The sequence below is a fragment of the Uruburuella suis genome (assembly GCF_022870845.1).
Lineage (GTDB): Bacteria > Pseudomonadota > Gammaproteobacteria > Burkholderiales > Neisseriaceae > Neisseria > Neisseria suis.
The window spans coordinates 501803-518216 of sequence record NZ_CP091507.1 but is presented as its reverse complement, the minus strand read 5'-3'; the positions used below and the strand labels follow the sequence as shown (position 1 = coordinate 518216).

Annotated in this window: 15 protein-coding genes, 1 tRNA gene and 1 pseudogene; 11 read left to right on the top strand and 6 right to left on the bottom strand. The window is 55.1% G+C overall.

What is annotated here, in order from left to right:
• Positions 1-16: 16 nt before the first annotated feature.
• Positions 17-487: a hypothetical protein gene (locus LVJ78_RS02320; RefSeq protein ID WP_244802592.1), complete on the bottom strand. Its 471-nt coding sequence runs from the start codon at positions 485-487 to the stop codon at positions 17-19.
• Between the two features lie 38 nt (positions 488-525).
• Entirely contained in the window at positions 526-2307 is a 1782-nt protein-coding gene (locus LVJ78_RS02315) for an extracellular solute-binding protein (RefSeq protein WP_132954712.1), read from the bottom strand.
• A 139-nt stretch (positions 2308-2446) separates the two neighbouring features.
• Between LVJ78_RS02315 and fabI the strand changes: the two genes are divergently transcribed.
• From fabI to LVJ78_RS02275, 8 genes and pseudogenes are all read left to right on the top strand, one after another.
• Positions 2447-3241 carry an enoyl-ACP reductase FabI gene (gene fabI / locus LVJ78_RS02310; RefSeq protein WP_132954711.1) on the top strand — a complete coding sequence of 265 codons (795 nt, stop codon included), beginning with the start codon at positions 2447-2449 and terminating at the stop codon, positions 3239-3241.
• A gap of 470 nt (positions 3242-3711) precedes the next feature.
• Entirely contained in the window at positions 3712-4146 is a 435-nt protein-coding gene (gene mscL / locus LVJ78_RS02305) for a large conductance mechanosensitive channel protein MscL (RefSeq protein WP_132954710.1), read from the top strand.
• Positions 4147-4513: 367 nt separating this feature from the next.
• The gene (locus LVJ78_RS02300) at positions 4514-6163 is read left to right on the top strand and encodes an ABC transporter substrate-binding protein (protein ID WP_132954709.1); all 1650 of its coding nucleotides are present in this window, start codon (positions 4514-4516) and stop codon (positions 6161-6163) included.
• A gap of 104 nt (positions 6164-6267) precedes the next feature.
• Positions 6268-7284 (top strand): ABC transporter permease, encoded by a 1017-nt coding sequence (locus LVJ78_RS02295; protein WP_132954719.1) that lies wholly within the window; start codon positions 6268-6270, stop codon positions 7282-7284.
• A gap of 46 nt (positions 7285-7330) precedes the next feature.
• The gene (locus LVJ78_RS02290; protein ID WP_132954708.1) at positions 7331-8230 is read left to right on the top strand and encodes an ABC transporter permease; all 900 of its coding nucleotides are present in this window, start codon (positions 7331-7333) and stop codon (positions 8228-8230) included.
• 1 nt (position 8231) lies between these two features.
• Positions 8232-9227 (top strand): ABC transporter ATP-binding protein, encoded by a 996-nt coding sequence (locus LVJ78_RS02285; protein WP_132954707.1) that lies wholly within the window; start codon positions 8232-8234, stop codon positions 9225-9227.
• The gene (locus tag LVJ78_RS02280) at positions 9224-10195 is read left to right on the top strand and encodes a peptide ABC transporter ATP-binding protein (RefSeq protein WP_132954706.1); all 972 of its coding nucleotides are present in this window, start codon (positions 9224-9226) and stop codon (positions 10193-10195) included. The genes LVJ78_RS02285 and LVJ78_RS02280 overlap by 4 nt, the downstream gene beginning before the upstream one ends.
• 181 nt (positions 10196-10376) lie before the next feature.
• Positions 10377-11285: pseudogene (locus tag LVJ78_RS02275) on the top strand (IS256 family transposase, variant Zn-binding type); the annotation flags it as partial.
• Between the two features lie 180 nt (positions 11286-11465).
• Here LVJ78_RS02275 and hslO read toward each other — a convergent pair.
• Entirely contained in the window at positions 11466-12380 is a 915-nt protein-coding gene (hslO, locus tag LVJ78_RS02270) for an Hsp33 family molecular chaperone HslO (RefSeq protein WP_132954467.1), read from the bottom strand.
• 167 nt (positions 12381-12547) lie between these two features.
• On the opposite strand from hslO, the gene LVJ78_RS02265 reads away from it, so the two are divergent.
• Positions 12548-14071: an AmpG family muropeptide MFS transporter gene (locus tag LVJ78_RS02265; RefSeq protein WP_132954466.1), complete on the top strand. Its 1524-nt coding sequence runs from the start codon at positions 12548-12550 to the stop codon at positions 14069-14071.
• 289 nt (positions 14072-14360) lie between these two features.
• On the opposite strand, the gene rpmA is transcribed toward LVJ78_RS02265, so the two are convergent.
• The 3 genes from rpmA to LVJ78_RS02250 form a co-directional block, all read right to left on the bottom strand.
• Positions 14361-14633 (bottom strand): 50S ribosomal protein L27, encoded by a 273-nt coding sequence (gene rpmA, locus LVJ78_RS02260; RefSeq protein WP_132954465.1) that lies wholly within the window; start codon positions 14631-14633, stop codon positions 14361-14363.
• Positions 14634-14658: 25 nt separating this feature from the next.
• A complete protein-coding gene (gene rplU / locus LVJ78_RS02255) occupies positions 14659-14967 on the bottom strand; it encodes a 50S ribosomal protein L21 (protein ID WP_132954464.1) in 309 nt (102 codons plus the stop codon).
• Positions 14968-15057: 90 nt separating this feature from the next.
• A complete protein-coding gene (locus tag LVJ78_RS02250) occupies positions 15058-15234 on the bottom strand; it encodes a hypothetical protein (protein WP_165870933.1) in 177 nt (58 codons plus the stop codon).
• Between the two features lie 94 nt (positions 15235-15328).
• On the opposite strand from LVJ78_RS02250, the gene LVJ78_RS02245 reads away from it, so the two are divergent.
• Positions 15329-16303, top strand: coding sequence for a polyprenyl synthetase family protein (locus LVJ78_RS02245; protein ID WP_132954463.1), 975 nt, complete (start codon positions 15329-15331; stop codon positions 16301-16303).
• A gap of 15 nt (positions 16304-16318) precedes the next feature.
• Positions 16319-16393 (top strand) — tRNA-Arg (locus LVJ78_RS02240).
• Positions 16394-16414: the final 21 nt, after the last annotated feature.

The following is a 16414-nucleotide window of genomic DNA, read 5'->3' as shown; positions in this document are numbered from 1 at the left end:
TCTCTATAAAATCAAATTATTTGATTGTTTTCGTGTTGATGGCGACTGCCTTGCCGGACAACTGAAGCTGCGCTTCAGGCTGGGCTCCTGCCTGCGCAGGAGCGACGAAAAGGGCGATTTTGCAAAGGTTTGGCCGTCTGAAAGGTTTGGCCGTCTGAAAGGTTTGGCCGTCTGAAAGGTTTGGCCGTCTGAAAGGTTTGGCCGTCTGAAAGGTTTGGCCGTCTGAAAGGTTTGGCCGTCTGAAAGGTTTGGCCGTCTGAAAGGTTTGGCCGTCTGAAAGGTTTGGCCGTCTGAAAGGTTTGGCCGTCTGAAAGGTTTGGCCGTCTGAAAGGTTTGGCCGTCTGAAAGGTTTGGCCGTCTGAAAGGTTTGGCCGTCTGAAAGGTTTGGCCGTCTGAAAGGTTTGGCCGTCTGAAAGGTTTGGCCGTCTGAAAGGTTTGGCCGTCTGAAAGGTTTGGCCGTCTGAAAGGTTTGGCCGTCTGAAAACATGCAAGCATGTTTTCAGACGGCCTTTTCGCCACCAACGCTCAGCGCTTCACCCAGCCCGCTTTCAGCACCCAATCGGTGGCGCTGTAATATTGCGGCATCTGCGCGGGCAACGCGATGGTGTTGCGGTAAATCACGCGGTATTTGTCGGCATACCAATTGGGCACCACGACATATTGATGGCGGATCACGCGGTCGAGTGCGCGGGCGGCGGCGGTGAGCTCGGCGCGGTTGTTGAAGTTTTCAAAGCGCTTGAGCAGGGTTTCCACCGCCGGGTCGCACACGCCGGCCCAGTTGTTGCTGCCCGGGGTTTTCGCGGCTTGGCAGCCGAAATAGTTGAATTGCTCGTTGCCGGGGCTTTCACTGTTGGCATACACCACAATGGTGAGGTCGTAATCGAAATCGTTGCGCCGCTTTTGATACACCGCTGCATCGGCCACACGCACATTCAGGGTGATGCCGATTTTGGCCAAATCGCGCTGCCATTTGGCGGTGACGCGCTCATAGGTTTTGCTCGGCGACAAAAATTCGAGCACCAGCGGCCGGCCTTGTTTATCTACCAACACGCCGCCCCGGTAGCGGTAGCCGGCCGATTGCAAGAGCGCGCGCGCCTGCACCAAGTTGGGGCGCACGCCGAGCGCGGGGTTGGTTTGCGGCGGCAGCGGCACGGGCTCGTCAAACACAGCAGCCGGCAGCTTGTTGCGCACGCTGTTGAGCAAAGCGAGCTCTGCGCCCTGCGGCTTGCCCTCGGCGGCCATGCTGCCGTTGGTAAACAGGCTGTAGCTGCGTTTATAAAGGCCGTAAAACAGGCGGTTGTTGATGCTTTCGTAATCAAAGCTCAACACCAGCGCGCGGCGCACGCGGATATCGTCGAGCGGCTTTCTGCGCGTGTTCATCACAAAGCCTTGCAGGCCGGCGGTGTTGCTGTGCTGCCACTCGTGTTTTTGCAGATTGCGCTTTTGCAACACGCTCTCGGGATAGGCGCGCGCCCAGTTGCGGGCGATGTTTTCCTGCACGAAATCGTATTGGCCGCCTTTGATGCCTTCGATGCGCACACTGTCGTCGCGGTAATATTTGAAGCGCACGGTGTCGAAGTTGTACATGCCTTTGCGAGTGGGCAGATTTTGCGCCCAATAGGCCGCATCGCGGCGGTATTCGCTCTGACGATTGGTGTCCGCGCGCACAAAACGGTAAGGCCCCGAGCCGATGGGCAGCGCATTGGGCGCGGCGGCAAGCCCTTTGGGATAGCTTTTGTGGGAAAACACCGGCAATTCGCCCAGCGTCATGTGCAATTCGGCATTGCGCTGCTTGAAGCGGAACACCACCGTGCGCGCGTCGGGCGTGTCCACCCGCGCCACATCGGCCCAGTAGAATTTATACATCGGCGCGGCGGCCGCATCGCGCGTGAGCGTGTTGAACGAAGCGGCCACATCTTTGGCCAACACCGCATCGCCATTGTGAAAACGCGCTTTCGGGTTGAGCTTGAACGTAACCGAAAGGCCGTCTGAAGCCAGCTGCACATCTTCAGCCAGCAAGCCATACATGGCAAACGGCTCGTCATCGCTCTTGGCCATCAGCGTGTCGAGCGTGAGCGTGGCCACGCCCGCTTCGTGATCGCCCTTGAGCGTAAACGGGTTGAGCGTGTCGAAGCCGCCGGCCACCGGCAGCGAAAAACTGCCGCCCTTGGGCGCGGCCGGGTTTGCATACTGGAAATGGGCAAATCCTGCCGCATAGCGCGGCGGCTGCCCCAGGCTGATGCCGTGTGCCGCCAGCGCCAACGCCGGCAGGCTGCACAGCGCCGTAAAAAACAATTGCTTTATCATCACTCACCTTTCATTGCGGCCTTATTTTACCCACAAACCCACAGGCCGTCTGAAAACATTGTTTTCCCTGCCAAAACAGCGATTATTTGCTATAATGCGCCGCTTAATACAACAGCAAAACCACTGCTAAGGATAAAAAATGGGCTTTTTGCAAGGTAAAAAAATCCTCATTACCGGCATGATTTCCGAGCGCTCTATCGCTTACGGCATCGCCAAAGCATGCCACGAGCAAGGCGCCGAGCTTGCCTTTACTTATGTTGTCGACAAACTCGAAGAGCGCGTGCGCAAAATGGCCAAAGAGCTGGGCTCCGATTTGGTGTTCCGCTGCGATGTGCAGAGCGACGAAGAAATCGAGCAGGCTTTTGCCGATTTGGGCAAACACTGGGACGGCCTCGACGGCCTCGTGCACTCCATCGGCTTTGCCCCGCGCGAAGCGTTGGGTGGCGACTTTCTCGACAGCATCAGCCGCGAAGCCTTCCGCGTGGCGCACGAAGTGTCGGCCTACAGCCTGCCCGCGCTGGCCAAAGCCGCGCGCCCGCTGATGCAGGGCCGCAACGGTGCCATTGTGGCGCTCACCTATCTGGGCGCCATTCGCGCCATCCCGAATTACAATGTAATGGGCATGGCCAAAGCCAGCCTTGAGGCCGGTGTGCGCTTCACCGCCGCCTGTCTGGGCAAAGAAGGCATCCGCTGCAACGGCATTTCCGCAGGCCCCATCAAAACCCTGGCCGCTTCGGGCATTGCCGACTTCAGCAAGCTCCTGAGCCATGTGGCTTCGCATAACCCGCTCGGCCGCAACGTGACCATCGAAGAAGTGGGCAACACCGCCGCCTTCTTGCTCTCTGATCTCGCCTCGGGCATCACCGGCGAAATCACTTATGTCGACGGCGGCTACAGCATCAATGCGCTGAACGACCCCGAAGAAGAAGAATAAGCGCGCCCAAGATTGGTGCAGACCGAAACACAGCCCATTGCGATATGGCGCTGTGTTTTTAGATGGTGAAATCAAAGAAAAACGGATGCAAAAATAAGAAATCTCAAATCGTGTGCAGGGTGTGTGGCGCAGCCACGCACGCGTTTAAACCGGCTTCTGTGTGCGTGGTCGAACCGTACATTTTTCGCCGGTCTGTATCAATTTTGCACTTATTCCACTATATTTATATTGACAGTAACATCTATCAAACAGGCCGTCTGAAAAGAAAAGTGTAGCATTTTTACATCTTGCCTTTTTTCAGACGGCCTTTTTTACGCCTGAGCGGAACAAATCGTTTCCTCATGCGTCAAACCTACACAATTTAACCATTGCATACTTTTGCTTACCAAAAAGTGGGTAAAATCTGCCCAAATTGCATTTATTTGATTCAAATCAATTTTTTATAACCCATTTTTCAAAAAGGAAACATCATGTCTTTGAAACAGGAATTTAAAGATTTCATCATGCGCGGCAACGTGATTGATTTGGCCGTCGGTATGGTTATCGGTACTGCATTCAGCGGCATCGTGAAATCGCTGGTAGACGATGTGATCATGCCCCCCATCGGCTTGCTGTTGGGCGGTGTGGATTTCTCCAACCTCTTCATCACCCTGAAAGACGGCGTGCCCGCGCCTGAAGCCGGCTATGCTTCTTTGGCCGCTGCCAAAGCCGCCGGTGCCGTTACCCTCAACGTGGGCGTGTTTATCAACACCATCATCAGCTTCCTGATTATTGCCGCCGCTATTTTTGCCGTGATCAAAGCCATCAGCAAGCTCAAACGCGAAACCCCGGTGGAAGAAGCACCGGCCGAGCCGAGTGAAGAAGTGGTGCTGCTGCGCGAAATCCGTGATTCGCTGAAAAAATAAGCATTTACGCTTAAAACATTGAGGCCGTCTGAAACGTTTCAGACGGCCTCAATGTTTTATCACCTACTTACATCGCTTATTTTGTTGGATAACTACATTTCACCACGCAAGCGATATTTCATTAAATTGAAAACATTTCTCCAATCAAATCGAATTCAAGTTATTGTTTTATAAAAAACAAGTATTAACAAAACACCACAATTTACGCAGCCACACCTTGCTTTACATTTTTATTGAAGTGTATATTATGTAACAACGCAGCCTTCAGCGCTGCGCCCATTTCAACACGCAGCAATGTTGGCCCGCCGATGCAATACGCGCAAACCCAGCGCCCGATTTTGCTCACCATCAAGAAAAGGAAGTCGTCATGCAACAACCGTTTTTCAAACTGACCGCCCTGGCTGCATTGACTTTGGGCTTGGCCGCATGCGGCGGCGGCAGCAAAACCGACAGCGCCGATGCCGGCACTTCGCAACAAAATGCCAAGGAGGGGGGCAAAGCGCTCATTTATTGCTCTGAAGGCAGCCCTGCCGGCTTCGACCCCGCGCAATACACCGCCCACACCGATTTCGATGCCAGCTCTTATCCGCTCTACAACGGCTTGGTTGAATTCAAACGCGGTGAAACCGAAATCCAACCCGCGCTGGCCGAAAGCTGGGATATTTCACCCGACGGCAAAACCTACACCTTCCACCTGCGCCAAGGCGTGAAATTCGGTGCCACCGATTATTTCACCCCCACGCGCGACTTTAACGCCGACGACGTGGTGTTTACCTTCAAACGCATCACCGACAAAGACTTCGACTTCAACAAAGCCTACCCGGCCGAATTCCCCTACTCAGTGAACATGGGCTTGCCCGATTTGGTTGAATCGGTAGAAAAAGTAGACGACCACACCGTAAAAGTGGTGCTCAAAGAAGTGGAAGCGCCCTTCCTGCTAAACATCGCCATGCCCTTTGCCTACATCGGCTCGGCTGAATACGCCGATAAGCTGGTGAAAGAAAACAAAGCGGCCGACTACAACACCAAACCGGTGGGCACCGGCCCCTTCGTGTTTAAGTCTTACCAAAAAGACACCCAAATCCGCTACGCCAAAAACCCGGATTACTGGGATAAAGACGACATCCATATCGACAACTTGGTGTTTGCGATTACCAAAGACTCAGCCGTGCGTGCGCAAAAAGTACAGGCAGGCGAGTGTAACGTAGCCGCTTATCCGAAGCCGGCCGAAATCGAAGCGGCGAAAAAATCGGGCAAAGTAACTGTAATCGACCAGCCCGGCTTTAACGTGGGCTATGTGGGCTACAACGTAGAGCGCGGCAAACTGGGCGACTTAAAAGTACGCCAAGCTTTGGATATGGCCATCAATAAAGACGCCATCATCAACGCCGTTTACCAAAGCGCGGGCATCAAGGCCACTAATCCGATGCCGCCCTTGCAATGGGGCTATAACGACGCCCTCAAAGACGCGCCTTACGACATCGAGAAAGCCAAAGAATTGCTGAAAGAAGCCGGTGCCGAAAACTACGAAATCAACTTGTGGTATATGCCGGTGCAGCGCCCCTACAACCCCAACGCCAAGCTGATGGCCGAAATGATTCAGGCCGATTGGGCCAAAATCGGCGTGAAAACCAAGCTGGTCACTTACGAATGGGGCGAATACCTCAAGCGTGCGCGAAAAGGCGAGCCGGACGCGATTATGGTGGGCTGGACCGGCGACAACGGCGACCCCGACAACTGGCTGGGCACGCTGTTAAGCTGCAAAGCGGTGAAAAGCAACAACTACTCGCGCTGGTGTAATAAAGACTTTGACAAACTGGTGGAAGGCGCACGCCAAACCACCGATCAAGAAAAACGCATCGCCGCCTATAAAGACGCGCAAGTAATCTTTAAAGAGCAACTGCCGTGGACCACCATGGCGCACTCGGTGGTAACCCACTTTACCACCCCGAACGTGAAAGACTACAAAATCAGCCCGTTCGGCTCCGTGCGCTTTGATGGCGTGAAAGTAGAATAAAGGCCGTCTGAATGCCGCTCCGGCATCTGCCGGAGCGGTGTTGTTTTACAGGCATCACGCTTGCACCCAAGCATTGATCGTTGCCCAAACCAAGAGTGTTTATCATGCTGTTTTATGTGTTGCGCCGCGTTTTGATTCTGATACCGGTTTATCTGGGTCTCACGCTCTCCACTTTCACCCTGATCCGGCTGGTGCCGGGCGATGCGGTGGAAATCATGATGGGCGAAAAAGCCGTTGATCCGGCCATGCACGCCCAAGCTTTGCAGCGGCTGGGGCTGGATCTGCCTTTGCCGGTGCAATACTGGCATTACCTCACCAATATTCTGCAAGGCAATTTCGGCGAATCGTTCCGCACGCGCACGCCGGTGTTGCAAGATTTTTTCCAGCATTTCGTGCCCACCGTGGAGCTGGCTTTTTGCGCCATTCTGATTGCCAGCATTTTGGGCATTACCATGGGCGTGATTGCCGCGTTGCGGCGCGGCTCCTGGCTCGATTACACGCTGATGTCGGGCGCGCTGGCCGGCTATTCGATGCCGATTTATCTTTTGGGGCCGATTCTCACCGGCATTTTCGCCCATTACTTGGGCTGGCTGCCGGTGTCGGGCGTGATTTCAGTGGCGCAATATCTCGATGTGCAGCCGCTCTACGGCTCGTGGCTGCTCGGCTCACTCTTTTCCGGCCAGAGCGGCGCTTTTTGGGATGTGGTGAAACACTTTATCCTGCCCTCGATTGCCCTTTCCACCATTCCGCTGGCCATGATTGCGCGCATGACGCGCTCGGCCATTTTGGAAGTGTTGGGCGAAGATTATGTGCGCACCGCGCGCGCCAAAGGCCTCTCGCCGCGCCGCGTGATTATGGTGCATGTGATGCGCAATGCGCTGATTACAGTGGTGACCGTGGTGGGCTTGCAGGCGGCCACGCTTTTAGCCGGTGCGATTCTCACCGAAACCATTTTCAGCTGGCCCGGCGTGGGCAGCTGGCTGCTCGACGGCTTTTTCACCCGCGATTATCCGATTGTGCAAAACGGCATTTTGCTGGTGGCCACCGCGCTGATGCTGGTGAGCCTGTTGGTGGATATTTTATACGGCGTGATTAATCCGCGTATCCGCCATGCTTCGTAAGGCCGTCTGAAAGAGCGCATCCGAAATAAAACATCAGGAACACAATATGACCACCCAAACCGCCGTGCAAACCGCGCCCGTGCCGCCTAGCCAATGGCAGCTTTTTGCCGCCACTTTTTTCCGCAACAAAGGCGCTGTGCTCGGCCTGGTCGTGCTCATCATTATGGTGATCTCCGCCCTGCTCGCGCCCCTGCTGGCGCCGCACGACCCTTATCAGCTTTTCACCGGCAAAGAGCAGCTGCCGCCCGCTTTTCTCGGCGGAGAGGCCGCTTTTCCGCTGGGCACCGACGATGCCGGGCGCGACACGCTCTCGCGCGTGATCTACGGCGCGCGCTATTCGCTTTTTATCGGCTTATGCGCCACCGGGCTTTCGATGTTGATCGGCGTGAGTCTCGGCCTTTCCGCCGCTTTTTGGCCCAAAGTGTGGGGCAAAGGCGTGATGCTGGTTAACGATATTTTGATGTCGTATCCCAGCCTGTTGCTCGCTATCATCATCGCCGCCATTCTCGGCCCCTCGATGACCAACACCATCATCACCATTGCCTTGGTGTGTATGCCGCCGTTTATCCGCCTCACCCGCGCCACCGCCATGGTGGAATTGCAACGCGATTATTTCACCGCCTCAAAAGTGATGGGCGCGGGCACGCTGCGGCTTTTGTTTGTGACCATTCTGCCCAACTGCATGGCGCCGCTGATTGTGCAGGCCACCATGATTTTTTCCACCGCCATTCTCGAAGCCGGTGCCATCGGCTTTCTCGGCTTCGGCGTGCAGCCGCCCGATGCCGAATGGGGCGCCATGCTCGGCACGGCGCGCCAATATATCCAGAGCAATGTGTGGCTGGCGATTTGGCCGGGCTTGTCGGTGTTTTTGGCCGCACTTTCCATCAACCTCACTGGCGACGGCCTGCGCGATGCCCTCGACCCCAAATTGAAACAGGTGTCGTGATATGGAAAAGCAAACCTTATTAAGCATTGAAAATCTGTCGGTCACATTCGGTTCGGGCGCGCGCGCTTTTCGGGCGGTGGATGGGGTGTCGTTGAAGGTAAATGCCGGCGAAGTGCTGGCGGTGGTGGGCGAATCGGGCTCGGGCAAATCGGTGAGCATGATGGCTTTGATGGGGCTTTTGCCCGACTCGGCCGCCATCAGCGCCGATAAGCTCGTGTTTGACGGGCAAAATCTGCAAACCTTGTCTGCGCGCGATAAACGCAAAATCATCGGCAAAGACATTTCGATGATTTTCCAAGATGCCATGACCAGCCTCAACCCCAGCTTTACCGTGCAAATGCAGATCGGCGAAGTGTTGAAAACCCATCTCGGCCTGCGCGGCGCGGCGGCGAAGCAGCGCATTTTGGCCTTGCTGGATTTGGTGGAAATTCCCGATGCCAAAAACCGGCTCAATGTGTATCCGCACCAGCTTTCAGGCGGCATGAGCCAGCGCGTGATGATTGCCATGGCGCTCGCCTGCGAACCCAAGCTTTTGATTGCAGACGAGCCGACCACCGCCCTGGATGTAACCGTGCAGGCGCAGATTATGGATTTGCTGCACCGCCTGCAGCGCGAAAAAGAAATGGCCATGGTGCTGATCACCCACGATTTGGGGCTGGTGGCCGAAAACGCGCGCGATGTGGCGGTGATGTATGCCGGCCAAGTGGTGGAAACCAGCACCGTGCCCGCCATTTTCCAAACCCCCGCGCATCCCTACACCGAAGCCTTGCTGCAAGCCATTCCCGAATTGGCACTCGGCCAAAGCCGCCTGCACAGCCTGCCCGGCGTGGTGCCCGGCCAATACGACCGCCCCGCCGGCTGCCTGCTCGCACCGCGCTGCCCCTATAAAGAGGCCGCCTGTGATGCCCCGCCGCCGTGGCAGCCGAGCGCCCACGGCCATGTGCGCTGCATTCATTCCGCCCTGAGCGCCCACCCGATTTCCGGAGCCCCAGCATGAGCCAAAGCATTGTATTGAAAGCTGATAATCTGCACCGCCATTATCCCGTGTCGCTCGGCATCGGCAAAGGCCGTGCCGTGGTCAAAGCGCTCAACGGCGTGTCGTTTGAACTGGCCGCCGGCAAAACGCTGGCTGTGGTGGGCGAATCGGGCTGTGGCAAATCCACGCTGGCGCGCCAGCTCACGCTGATTGAAGCGCCCTCGGAAGGTGAATTGTTTATCAACCAAGCCGCCACCGCCAAGCTCGGCAAACGGGCATTGAAAAGCTTGCGCTCAGAAATCCAGATGGTGTTTCAAAACCCCTACGGCAGCCTCAACCCGCGCCAAACCATTGCCTATCAGCTCACCGAGCCGCTCACCATCCACACCCGCCTTACTAAAGCCGAAAAGCAGGAAAAAGTGCACGCCATGATGCGACAGGTCGGCCTGCGCCCCGAGCATGCCGGCCGCTATCCGCATATGTTTTCAGGCGGCCAACGCCAACGCATCGCGCTGGCCCGCGCCATGATGCTCAACCCGAAAATCGTGGTGGCCGACGAGCCCACCTCTGCGCTGGATGTGTCGATTCAGGCGCAGGTGTTGAATCTGTTTATGGATTTGCAGGATCAATATCACACCGCTTATGTGTTTATTTCGCACAATCTTTCCGTGGTGCGCCATGTGGCCGATGATGTGATGGTGATGTATCTCGGCCGCGCGGTGGAGCACGGCCCTAAAGAAGCGATTTTCACCGCCCCGCAACACCCCTACACCCAAGCACTTTTGGCCGCCGCCCCCAGCGTGAACGGCCACAAAACCGATTTGCAGCTCAAGGGCGAATTGCCCAGCCCGCTCAACCCGCCCAGCGGCTGCGCCCTGCACCAACGCTGCCCGCACGCCACAACACGTTGCGCACAAGAAGAGCCGGCCTTGCGCGAATGGAAAGGCCGGCTGGTGGCTTGCCTGCGTTTGGAAGAAATCGCCGCCTGAGCGGCGTGGATTTACAATAAAGGCCGTCTGAAAAAAGTTTCAGACGGCCTTTATTTTATCTGCAGAGCAACGATGATTGATTTGGGCATAAGGGACAAAAAAGGTGCTAAAAATTGCTGAAAGTCTTACGCTATAAGGATTTCAAGGATTCAAAGGTTTTGAATACAAAAAATGCCCTTTTTGCCACTCAAATAAAGTCAAAAAAGATGGTAAACAAAATAATCGGCAGCGTTATAAATGTCACGTTTGTGACAAGCGTTTTAGCGGCGGTTCGCGTCTCAATCCTGACGAATTATGGCAGCGCTACTCAAGGGGCAAGCAGACGGTCGGGCAGCTCGCAGAGCACTTCCATTGCAGCCGTAAAACCATCAGCCGCCATTTGGGCAAAGTAGTCACCAAACATGAATTTGCAACACCGCAAACCGTTAACCTGATTATGGACACCACCTATTTCGGCAGGCGTTTCGGCGTCATGGTTTTGCATGACGGCATCAGTGGGCAGGCTTTGTCTGTTGATGAAGTCAAATCTGAAACCAACGCATTATATTTTGAGGCCGTCTGCAAAATAAGGGAAAAAGGCATAAATATACAAAGTATTACCTGTGATGGCAAAAAAGGGTTGATGCAGATGTTTGCCGATATTCCCGTGCAGCTGTGCCACTTCCATCAGGTCAAAACGGTGAACCGCTACCTGACCCGAAAGCCGAAAACGGTAGCGGCGCAAGACTTGCGCGAGCTCGTGCTTACCCTGAAAAGCAGCAGCCGGCACCAGTTTGAAAGCGCATTGAACGACTGGTTTGAACAACATAAAAGCTTCTTGAATGAGCGTAGCATTCATCCGGAAACAGGCAAGTCACACTACACGCACAAGAGGCTTCGCAGTGCCTACAACAGCCTGAAACGGAACTTGGATTATCTGTTTGCCTTTGAGCGGTTTGCTGAATTGGACATTCCCAAAACCACCAATTTTCTGGAAGGCCGTTTTGGGGATATGAAGCAGAAACTGCGCTGTCACCAGGGCATGAGAAAAGAGAATAAGATAAGGTTTATTAAGGATTATTTTTCTCGGAAAAACCTTAACAGCACCTAAAATGTCCCTTAGGAAGATGTTTCTTCAAAAGAGCACCTTTTTTGTCCCTTACGCCTTGATTTGAAATGCCATGCATCATACCAATCCAAAAAAATAACCTAACTTCGTTGCCTCGCCTTGCCGTACTATCTGTACTGTCTGCGGCTCGCCGCCTTGTTAGCTTACTTTTTTGAATGGGTATCACTGGATCCGCTGCGCCTCCATGCGCACGGCATTCACCACATCGGCGCCAAACAGCGCATTCACATCGGTTTCGTCAAACACATATTTCTCATTGCAAAAATCGCAATCGATTTCCACGCTGCCTTGCTCGGCCACCACTTCGCCGATTTCTTCACCGCCCAGCATCAGCAGCATATCACTCACTTTGCCGCGCGAGCAGGTGCAGGCAAATTCGATGTTTTCCGGTGCAAACACGCGCGGCGGAGTTTCGTGAAACAGACGGTAGAGCATGTGTTGCGCATCCAAATCGGCCAATTCATGGGCCGTGGCGGTGCGCGCCAGCGTTTCCACATGATTCCAGGCTTCGGCATCAAGGGTTTCTTCCGGCAGACGTTGCAGCAGCAAACCGCCCACAGCTTGATCGGATGCGGCCAGCGCAATAAAGGTGTCCAGCTGCTCGGAGCGCTTCATGTAATTCATCAGCATTTCAGCAATGCTGCCGCCCTCAAGCGGCACCACGCCCTGCCACGGCTCGCCCTCTTGCGGCTGCAAGGTAATCACAAACACGCCGTTGTCGCCGAGCAAATCGCGCAGATTTTCATCATCACCGATTTCGGCCTGCTCGTCCCAACGGGCGGTGGCGCGGCAGGTGTGGCCGGAAGTGGCTTCTACCACCAGCATTTTCAGGCGCCCCTGCCCCTGAACTTGCACAATCAGCGTGCCCTCGATTTTAAGATTGCTCGAAAGCAGCGCGCCGGCGGCGAGCAATTCGCCCAAAGCCTGGCGGATGGCGGCCGGATAATGTTTGCGCCCCTCAATGTGTTGCCACACTTCTTGCAGGCGCACATGCAGCCCGCGCACGGGCATGTTGTCGAAAATAAAACGGGTGCGGCAGTCGGCTTGGCCGGCTGCGGCGGGTGTGTTGCTGGTCATGTTGTTCTTTCTGCTTGATAGGTTCTGATGCTAAGCAATATGGTTGCAGGCCGTCTGAAATCAAGGGCGGCAAACTTTTCAGACGGTCTCAAACCATACTTGCTACAATAGCCGCTCTCTTTAATGACAAAGGCCGTCTGAAAGCAGACGGCCGCTGATTGTGTTTTATGTCTGCACCTCAAAAAAGCTGGCGCTCGGCCGCTGCCGCCTATGCCGACCGCCGCGCGGTTACTTTATTTTTGCTCGGTTTTTCGGCCGGTGTACCGATTTTGCTGATTTTCTCCAGCCTCTCGCTGTGGCTGCGCGAAGCGGGTGTGGAGCGCAGCACGGTAACCATGTTCAGCTGGGCCGCTTTGGCTTATTCGTTTAAATTCGTGTGGGCACCGCTGATTGATTCGCTGCCACTGCCGCTTTTCACGCGCCTGCTCGGCCGCCGCCGCGCCTGGCTCTTACTGGCTCAGGCGATGATTATTGCCGCCATCTGCCTGATGGCGATGATCAACCCCACCACCGAAACGGCGTTGGTTTACATGGCGCTCTCGGCGGTGTTGCTGGGCTTCTCTTCGGCCACGCAAGATGTGGTGATTGATGCCTACCGCATCGAAATCGCTCAAGGCGACAGCGCCATGCAGTCGGTGATTGCGGCCACTTATAATGCGGGCTACCGCATCGGCATGATTGTAGCGGGCGCAGGCGCGCTGTTTTTGGCAGCCTGGCTGGGCTCGCACGAGCAGGCTTATGTGTATCGCGCTTGGCAGCAAACTTATCTGATTATGGCGGCGGTGATGGGCGTGGGCGTGGCCACCACGCTGTTTACGCGCGAGCCGGCCAGCTCACGCGCCGCCACTGCCGCGCGCCCGGCCGCCGACAATTTCCGCCTGCTGCTGCTTTTTGCCTGCGCGGTGGGCGCTTTTGTGGCCGCCTTTATCGGCTTTGGCCGGCTGCTGCCGCAAAGCGGCGGCGTGTTGGCCGGCTTTTTGCTCGAATCGCTGCGCCTGCTGCTTTCGGTGGCGGTGGCCGCTGCGGCCGGCACGCTGGTGGTGAAAAGCGGGCTGGTGGCCAAATCGCTGGCGGTGAACACTTGGGTGGAGCCGGTGGCCGACTTTTTCCGCCGCTACGGCAAATCCGCCCTGCTTTTGTTGGCATTAATCGGCCTTTACCGCATTTCGGATATTGTGGCCGGTGTGATTTCCAATGTGTTTTATCAGGATATGGGTTTCAGCAAAGAAGAAATCGCCGCTGCGGTAAAAACCTTCGGCGTGATTATGGCGATTGCCGGCGGCTTTTTGGGCGGCTTGCTCTCGCAGCGTTTTTCGCTAATGAAAATGATGATGGCCGGCGCGGTGCTGGCCGCCGCCACCAATCTGATGTTTATCCTGCTCGCCTGGCGCGGGCATGATGTGCCGTTTATGTATTTGGCGGTGGGCTTTGATAATTTGGCCGCAGGGCTCGCCGGTGCGGTGTTTATCGCTTTTTTATCGGCGCTCACCAGCATCCGCTTCACCGCCGTTCAATATGCGATTTTCAGCTCGCTGATGACGCTGCTGCCCAAAACCTTGGGCGGCTATTCCGGCTCGATTGTCGATAAAATCGGCTATCCCGGCTTTTTTATGTTTACCACGCTTTTGGGCGTGCCGGTGCTGCTTTTGGTGTATTGGGTCGACAAAAAGATTTACCGGCAAAAAGCATGACAGGCTGCACAATGAGTTAAAGCTTTGTTGCAAAACCTGCTGAGCTAGGGTGTGTTCACCATCCATCCGCGCGTAAGCTTTTGAGGGCAAAAGCGCGCTTGCAAGGTGGAAAACGCAGCAGGCGCTCTTTTGAGCCAAACGATTGCTGCATGATGAAATGTGAACAACCCCTAAAATCAAGGCCGTCTGAAAGCTTCATTTTTCAGACGGCCTTTATGCCCTTACTTCGCACAAAAAAAAGCCCTGCAATCGCAGGGCTTTTTGTTTACCGCATCAGCAGCATCGACGATTATTCATCGGCGCCGGTGTAGGGGCGTACGCTCACGGTTTTGCGGTTGAGTGCGCCTTTGGTGGCGAATTCCACATAACCGTCCACTTTGGCGAACAAGGTGTGGTCTTTGCCCATACCTACGTTTTCACCGGCGTGGAAACGGGTGCCGCGCTGACGCACGATGATTGAACCTGCCGGAATCAGCTCGCTGCCGAAGGCTTTTACGCCCAGGCGTTTGGCTTCTGAATCGCGACCATTTCGAGAGCTACCACCAGCTTTTTTGGTTGCCATATTACCTTACTCCTAAACTGTTAAATTAAGCGATTGCCACGATTTCGATTTGGGTGAAATTTTGGCGGTGGCCTTGGCGTTTTTGGTAGTGCTTGCGGCGGCGCATTTTGAAAATGCGGATTTTATCGCCGCGGCCGTGGGCCACTACTTTAGCCGTTACTTTGGCGCCTTCGATAAAGGGCGCGCCAACTTTTACAGATTCGCCGTCAGCAATCATCAAAACTTCGTTCAGTTCGATTTGGCTGTCGAGTTCGGCTGGTATCTGTTCTACTTTCAATTTTTCGCCAACGGTAACTTTGTATTGTTTACCGCCGGTTTTTACGACCGCGTACATACTCAACTCCATGAGAATTCTGGTTAAAACTTCCGCGCACCATGCACGGAATCGAGAATTATAGCCATACTATTTTGTTTTGTCAAAGCTTTATTCCTTTCCGCCAACCGAGGCCGTCTGAAAACGGCGCACCACACAGGCACAAAAAAGCGCCGACAATATCCATTCAAAAAATAAGCTGACAAGGTGAAGAGCCGAAGCCAGCACAGATAGCACGGCAAGGCGAGACAACGCAGAAAGGTTATTTTTTGAATGGGTATAATCCATGCAATCAGGCGGCTTTGCTGCTATAATCACCCGCTATATTGCCTTTAAAAACCAGCGCCCGCAAGCGCCCCAGCCACAAAGCCGCCCAACAGCCATGCTTGAAAACCTGCCTTATTTCCAACGCCATCTGAATGAAGATTTGGCCAAAGTCAACGTTGTAATCAGCCAAGCCGTGCAATCGGAAGTGGCGCTGATTGCCCAAATCGGCACCTATATCATCAGCGCCGGCGGCAAGCGCTTGCGCCCGATTATCACCATTTTGGCCGGCAAAGCGCTGGGCTACGACCACGAAAAGCTTTATTCGCTCGCGGCAATGGTGGAATTTATCCACACTTCCACCCTGCTGCACGATGATGTGGTGGATGAGAGCGAATTGCGCCGCGGCCGCCAAACGGCCAACAATCTTTTCGGCAACGCCGCTGCCGTGCTGGTGGGCGATTTTCTCTACACCCGCGCATTCCAATTGATGGTAGGCTCGGGCAGCATGAAAATTCTCGAAGTGATGGCCGATGCCACCAATATTATTGCCGAGGGCGAGGTGATGCAGCTGATGAATATCGGCAACACCGACATCACCGAAGCCGAATATGTGCAAGTGATTCAATACAAAACCGCCAAGCTTTTCGAAGCCGCCGCCCAAGTGGGCGCGATTTTGGCCGGCGCCGCGCCGGAGCAGGAGCAGGCGCTGAAAGATTACGGCATGTATGTGGGCACAGCTTTTCAAATCATCGATGATGTGCTCGATTATTCGGGCGACCCCGCCGAAATCGGCAAAAATGTCGGCGATGATTTGGCCGAAGGCAAGCCCACGCTGCCGCTGATTTACCTGATGCAGCAAGGCAGCGCCGAAGCCGCCGATGATGTGCGCAGCGCACTGCAACAAGCCGACCGCAGCTATTTCGACAAAATCCACGCCCACGTTACCGGCTCGGATGCGCTGGCTTATTCGGTTAACGAAGCGCGCAAAGCCGTGGCCAAAGCCCTCGCCTGCCTCGATAAGCTGCCCGACAACGACATCACCCGCGCCATGCGCGGCCTGGCCGAAGAATCGCTCTCGCGCGTGTCGTAAACTTTCCGCAAATCGCCGGCCATAGTTCAACGGATAGAACGTATGCCTCCTAAGCGTAAAATACAGGTTCGATTCCTGTTGGCCGGGCCATCAAGCACATCAGGCCGTCTG

Coding starts and splice junctions, on each gene's coding strand:
- LVJ78_RS02320 (WP_244802592.1), bottom strand. CDS start 487: ATGTTTTCAGACGGCCAAACCTTTCAGACGGCCAAACCTTTCAGACGG.
- LVJ78_RS02315 (WP_132954712.1), bottom strand. CDS start 2,307: ATGATAAAGCAATTGTTTTTTACGGCGCTGTGCAGCCTGCCGGCGTTG.
- fabI (WP_132954711.1), top strand. CDS start 2,447: ATGGGCTTTTTGCAAGGTAAAAAAATCCTCATTACCGGCATGATTTCC.
- mscL (WP_132954710.1), top strand. CDS start 3,712: ATGTCTTTGAAACAGGAATTTAAAGATTTCATCATGCGCGGCAACGTG.
- LVJ78_RS02300 (WP_132954709.1), top strand. CDS start 4,514: ATGCAACAACCGTTTTTCAAACTGACCGCCCTGGCTGCATTGACTTTG.
- LVJ78_RS02295 (WP_132954719.1), top strand. CDS start 6,268: ATGCTGTTTTATGTGTTGCGCCGCGTTTTGATTCTGATACCGGTTTAT.
- LVJ78_RS02290 (WP_132954708.1), top strand. CDS start 7,331: ATGACCACCCAAACCGCCGTGCAAACCGCGCCCGTGCCGCCTAGCCAA.
- LVJ78_RS02285 (WP_132954707.1), top strand. CDS start 8,232: ATGGAAAAGCAAACCTTATTAAGCATTGAAAATCTGTCGGTCACATTC.
- LVJ78_RS02280 (WP_132954706.1), top strand. CDS start 9,224: ATGAGCCAAAGCATTGTATTGAAAGCTGATAATCTGCACCGCCATTAT.
- hslO (WP_132954467.1), bottom strand. CDS start 12,380: ATGACCAGCAACACACCCGCCGCAGCCGGCCAAGCCGACTGCCGCACC.
- LVJ78_RS02265 (WP_132954466.1), top strand. CDS start 12,548: ATGTCTGCACCTCAAAAAAGCTGGCGCTCGGCCGCTGCCGCCTATGCC.
- rpmA (WP_132954465.1), bottom strand. CDS start 14,633: ATGGCAACCAAAAAAGCTGGTGGTAGCTCTCGAAATGGTCGCGATTCA.
- rplU (WP_132954464.1), bottom strand. CDS start 14,967: ATGTACGCGGTCGTAAAAACCGGCGGTAAACAATACAAAGTTACCGTT.
- LVJ78_RS02250 (WP_165870933.1), bottom strand. CDS start 15,234: ATGGATTATACCCATTCAAAAAATAACCTTTCTGCGTTGTCTCGCCTT.
- LVJ78_RS02245 (WP_132954463.1), top strand. CDS start 15,329: ATGCTTGAAAACCTGCCTTATTTCCAACGCCATCTGAATGAAGATTTG.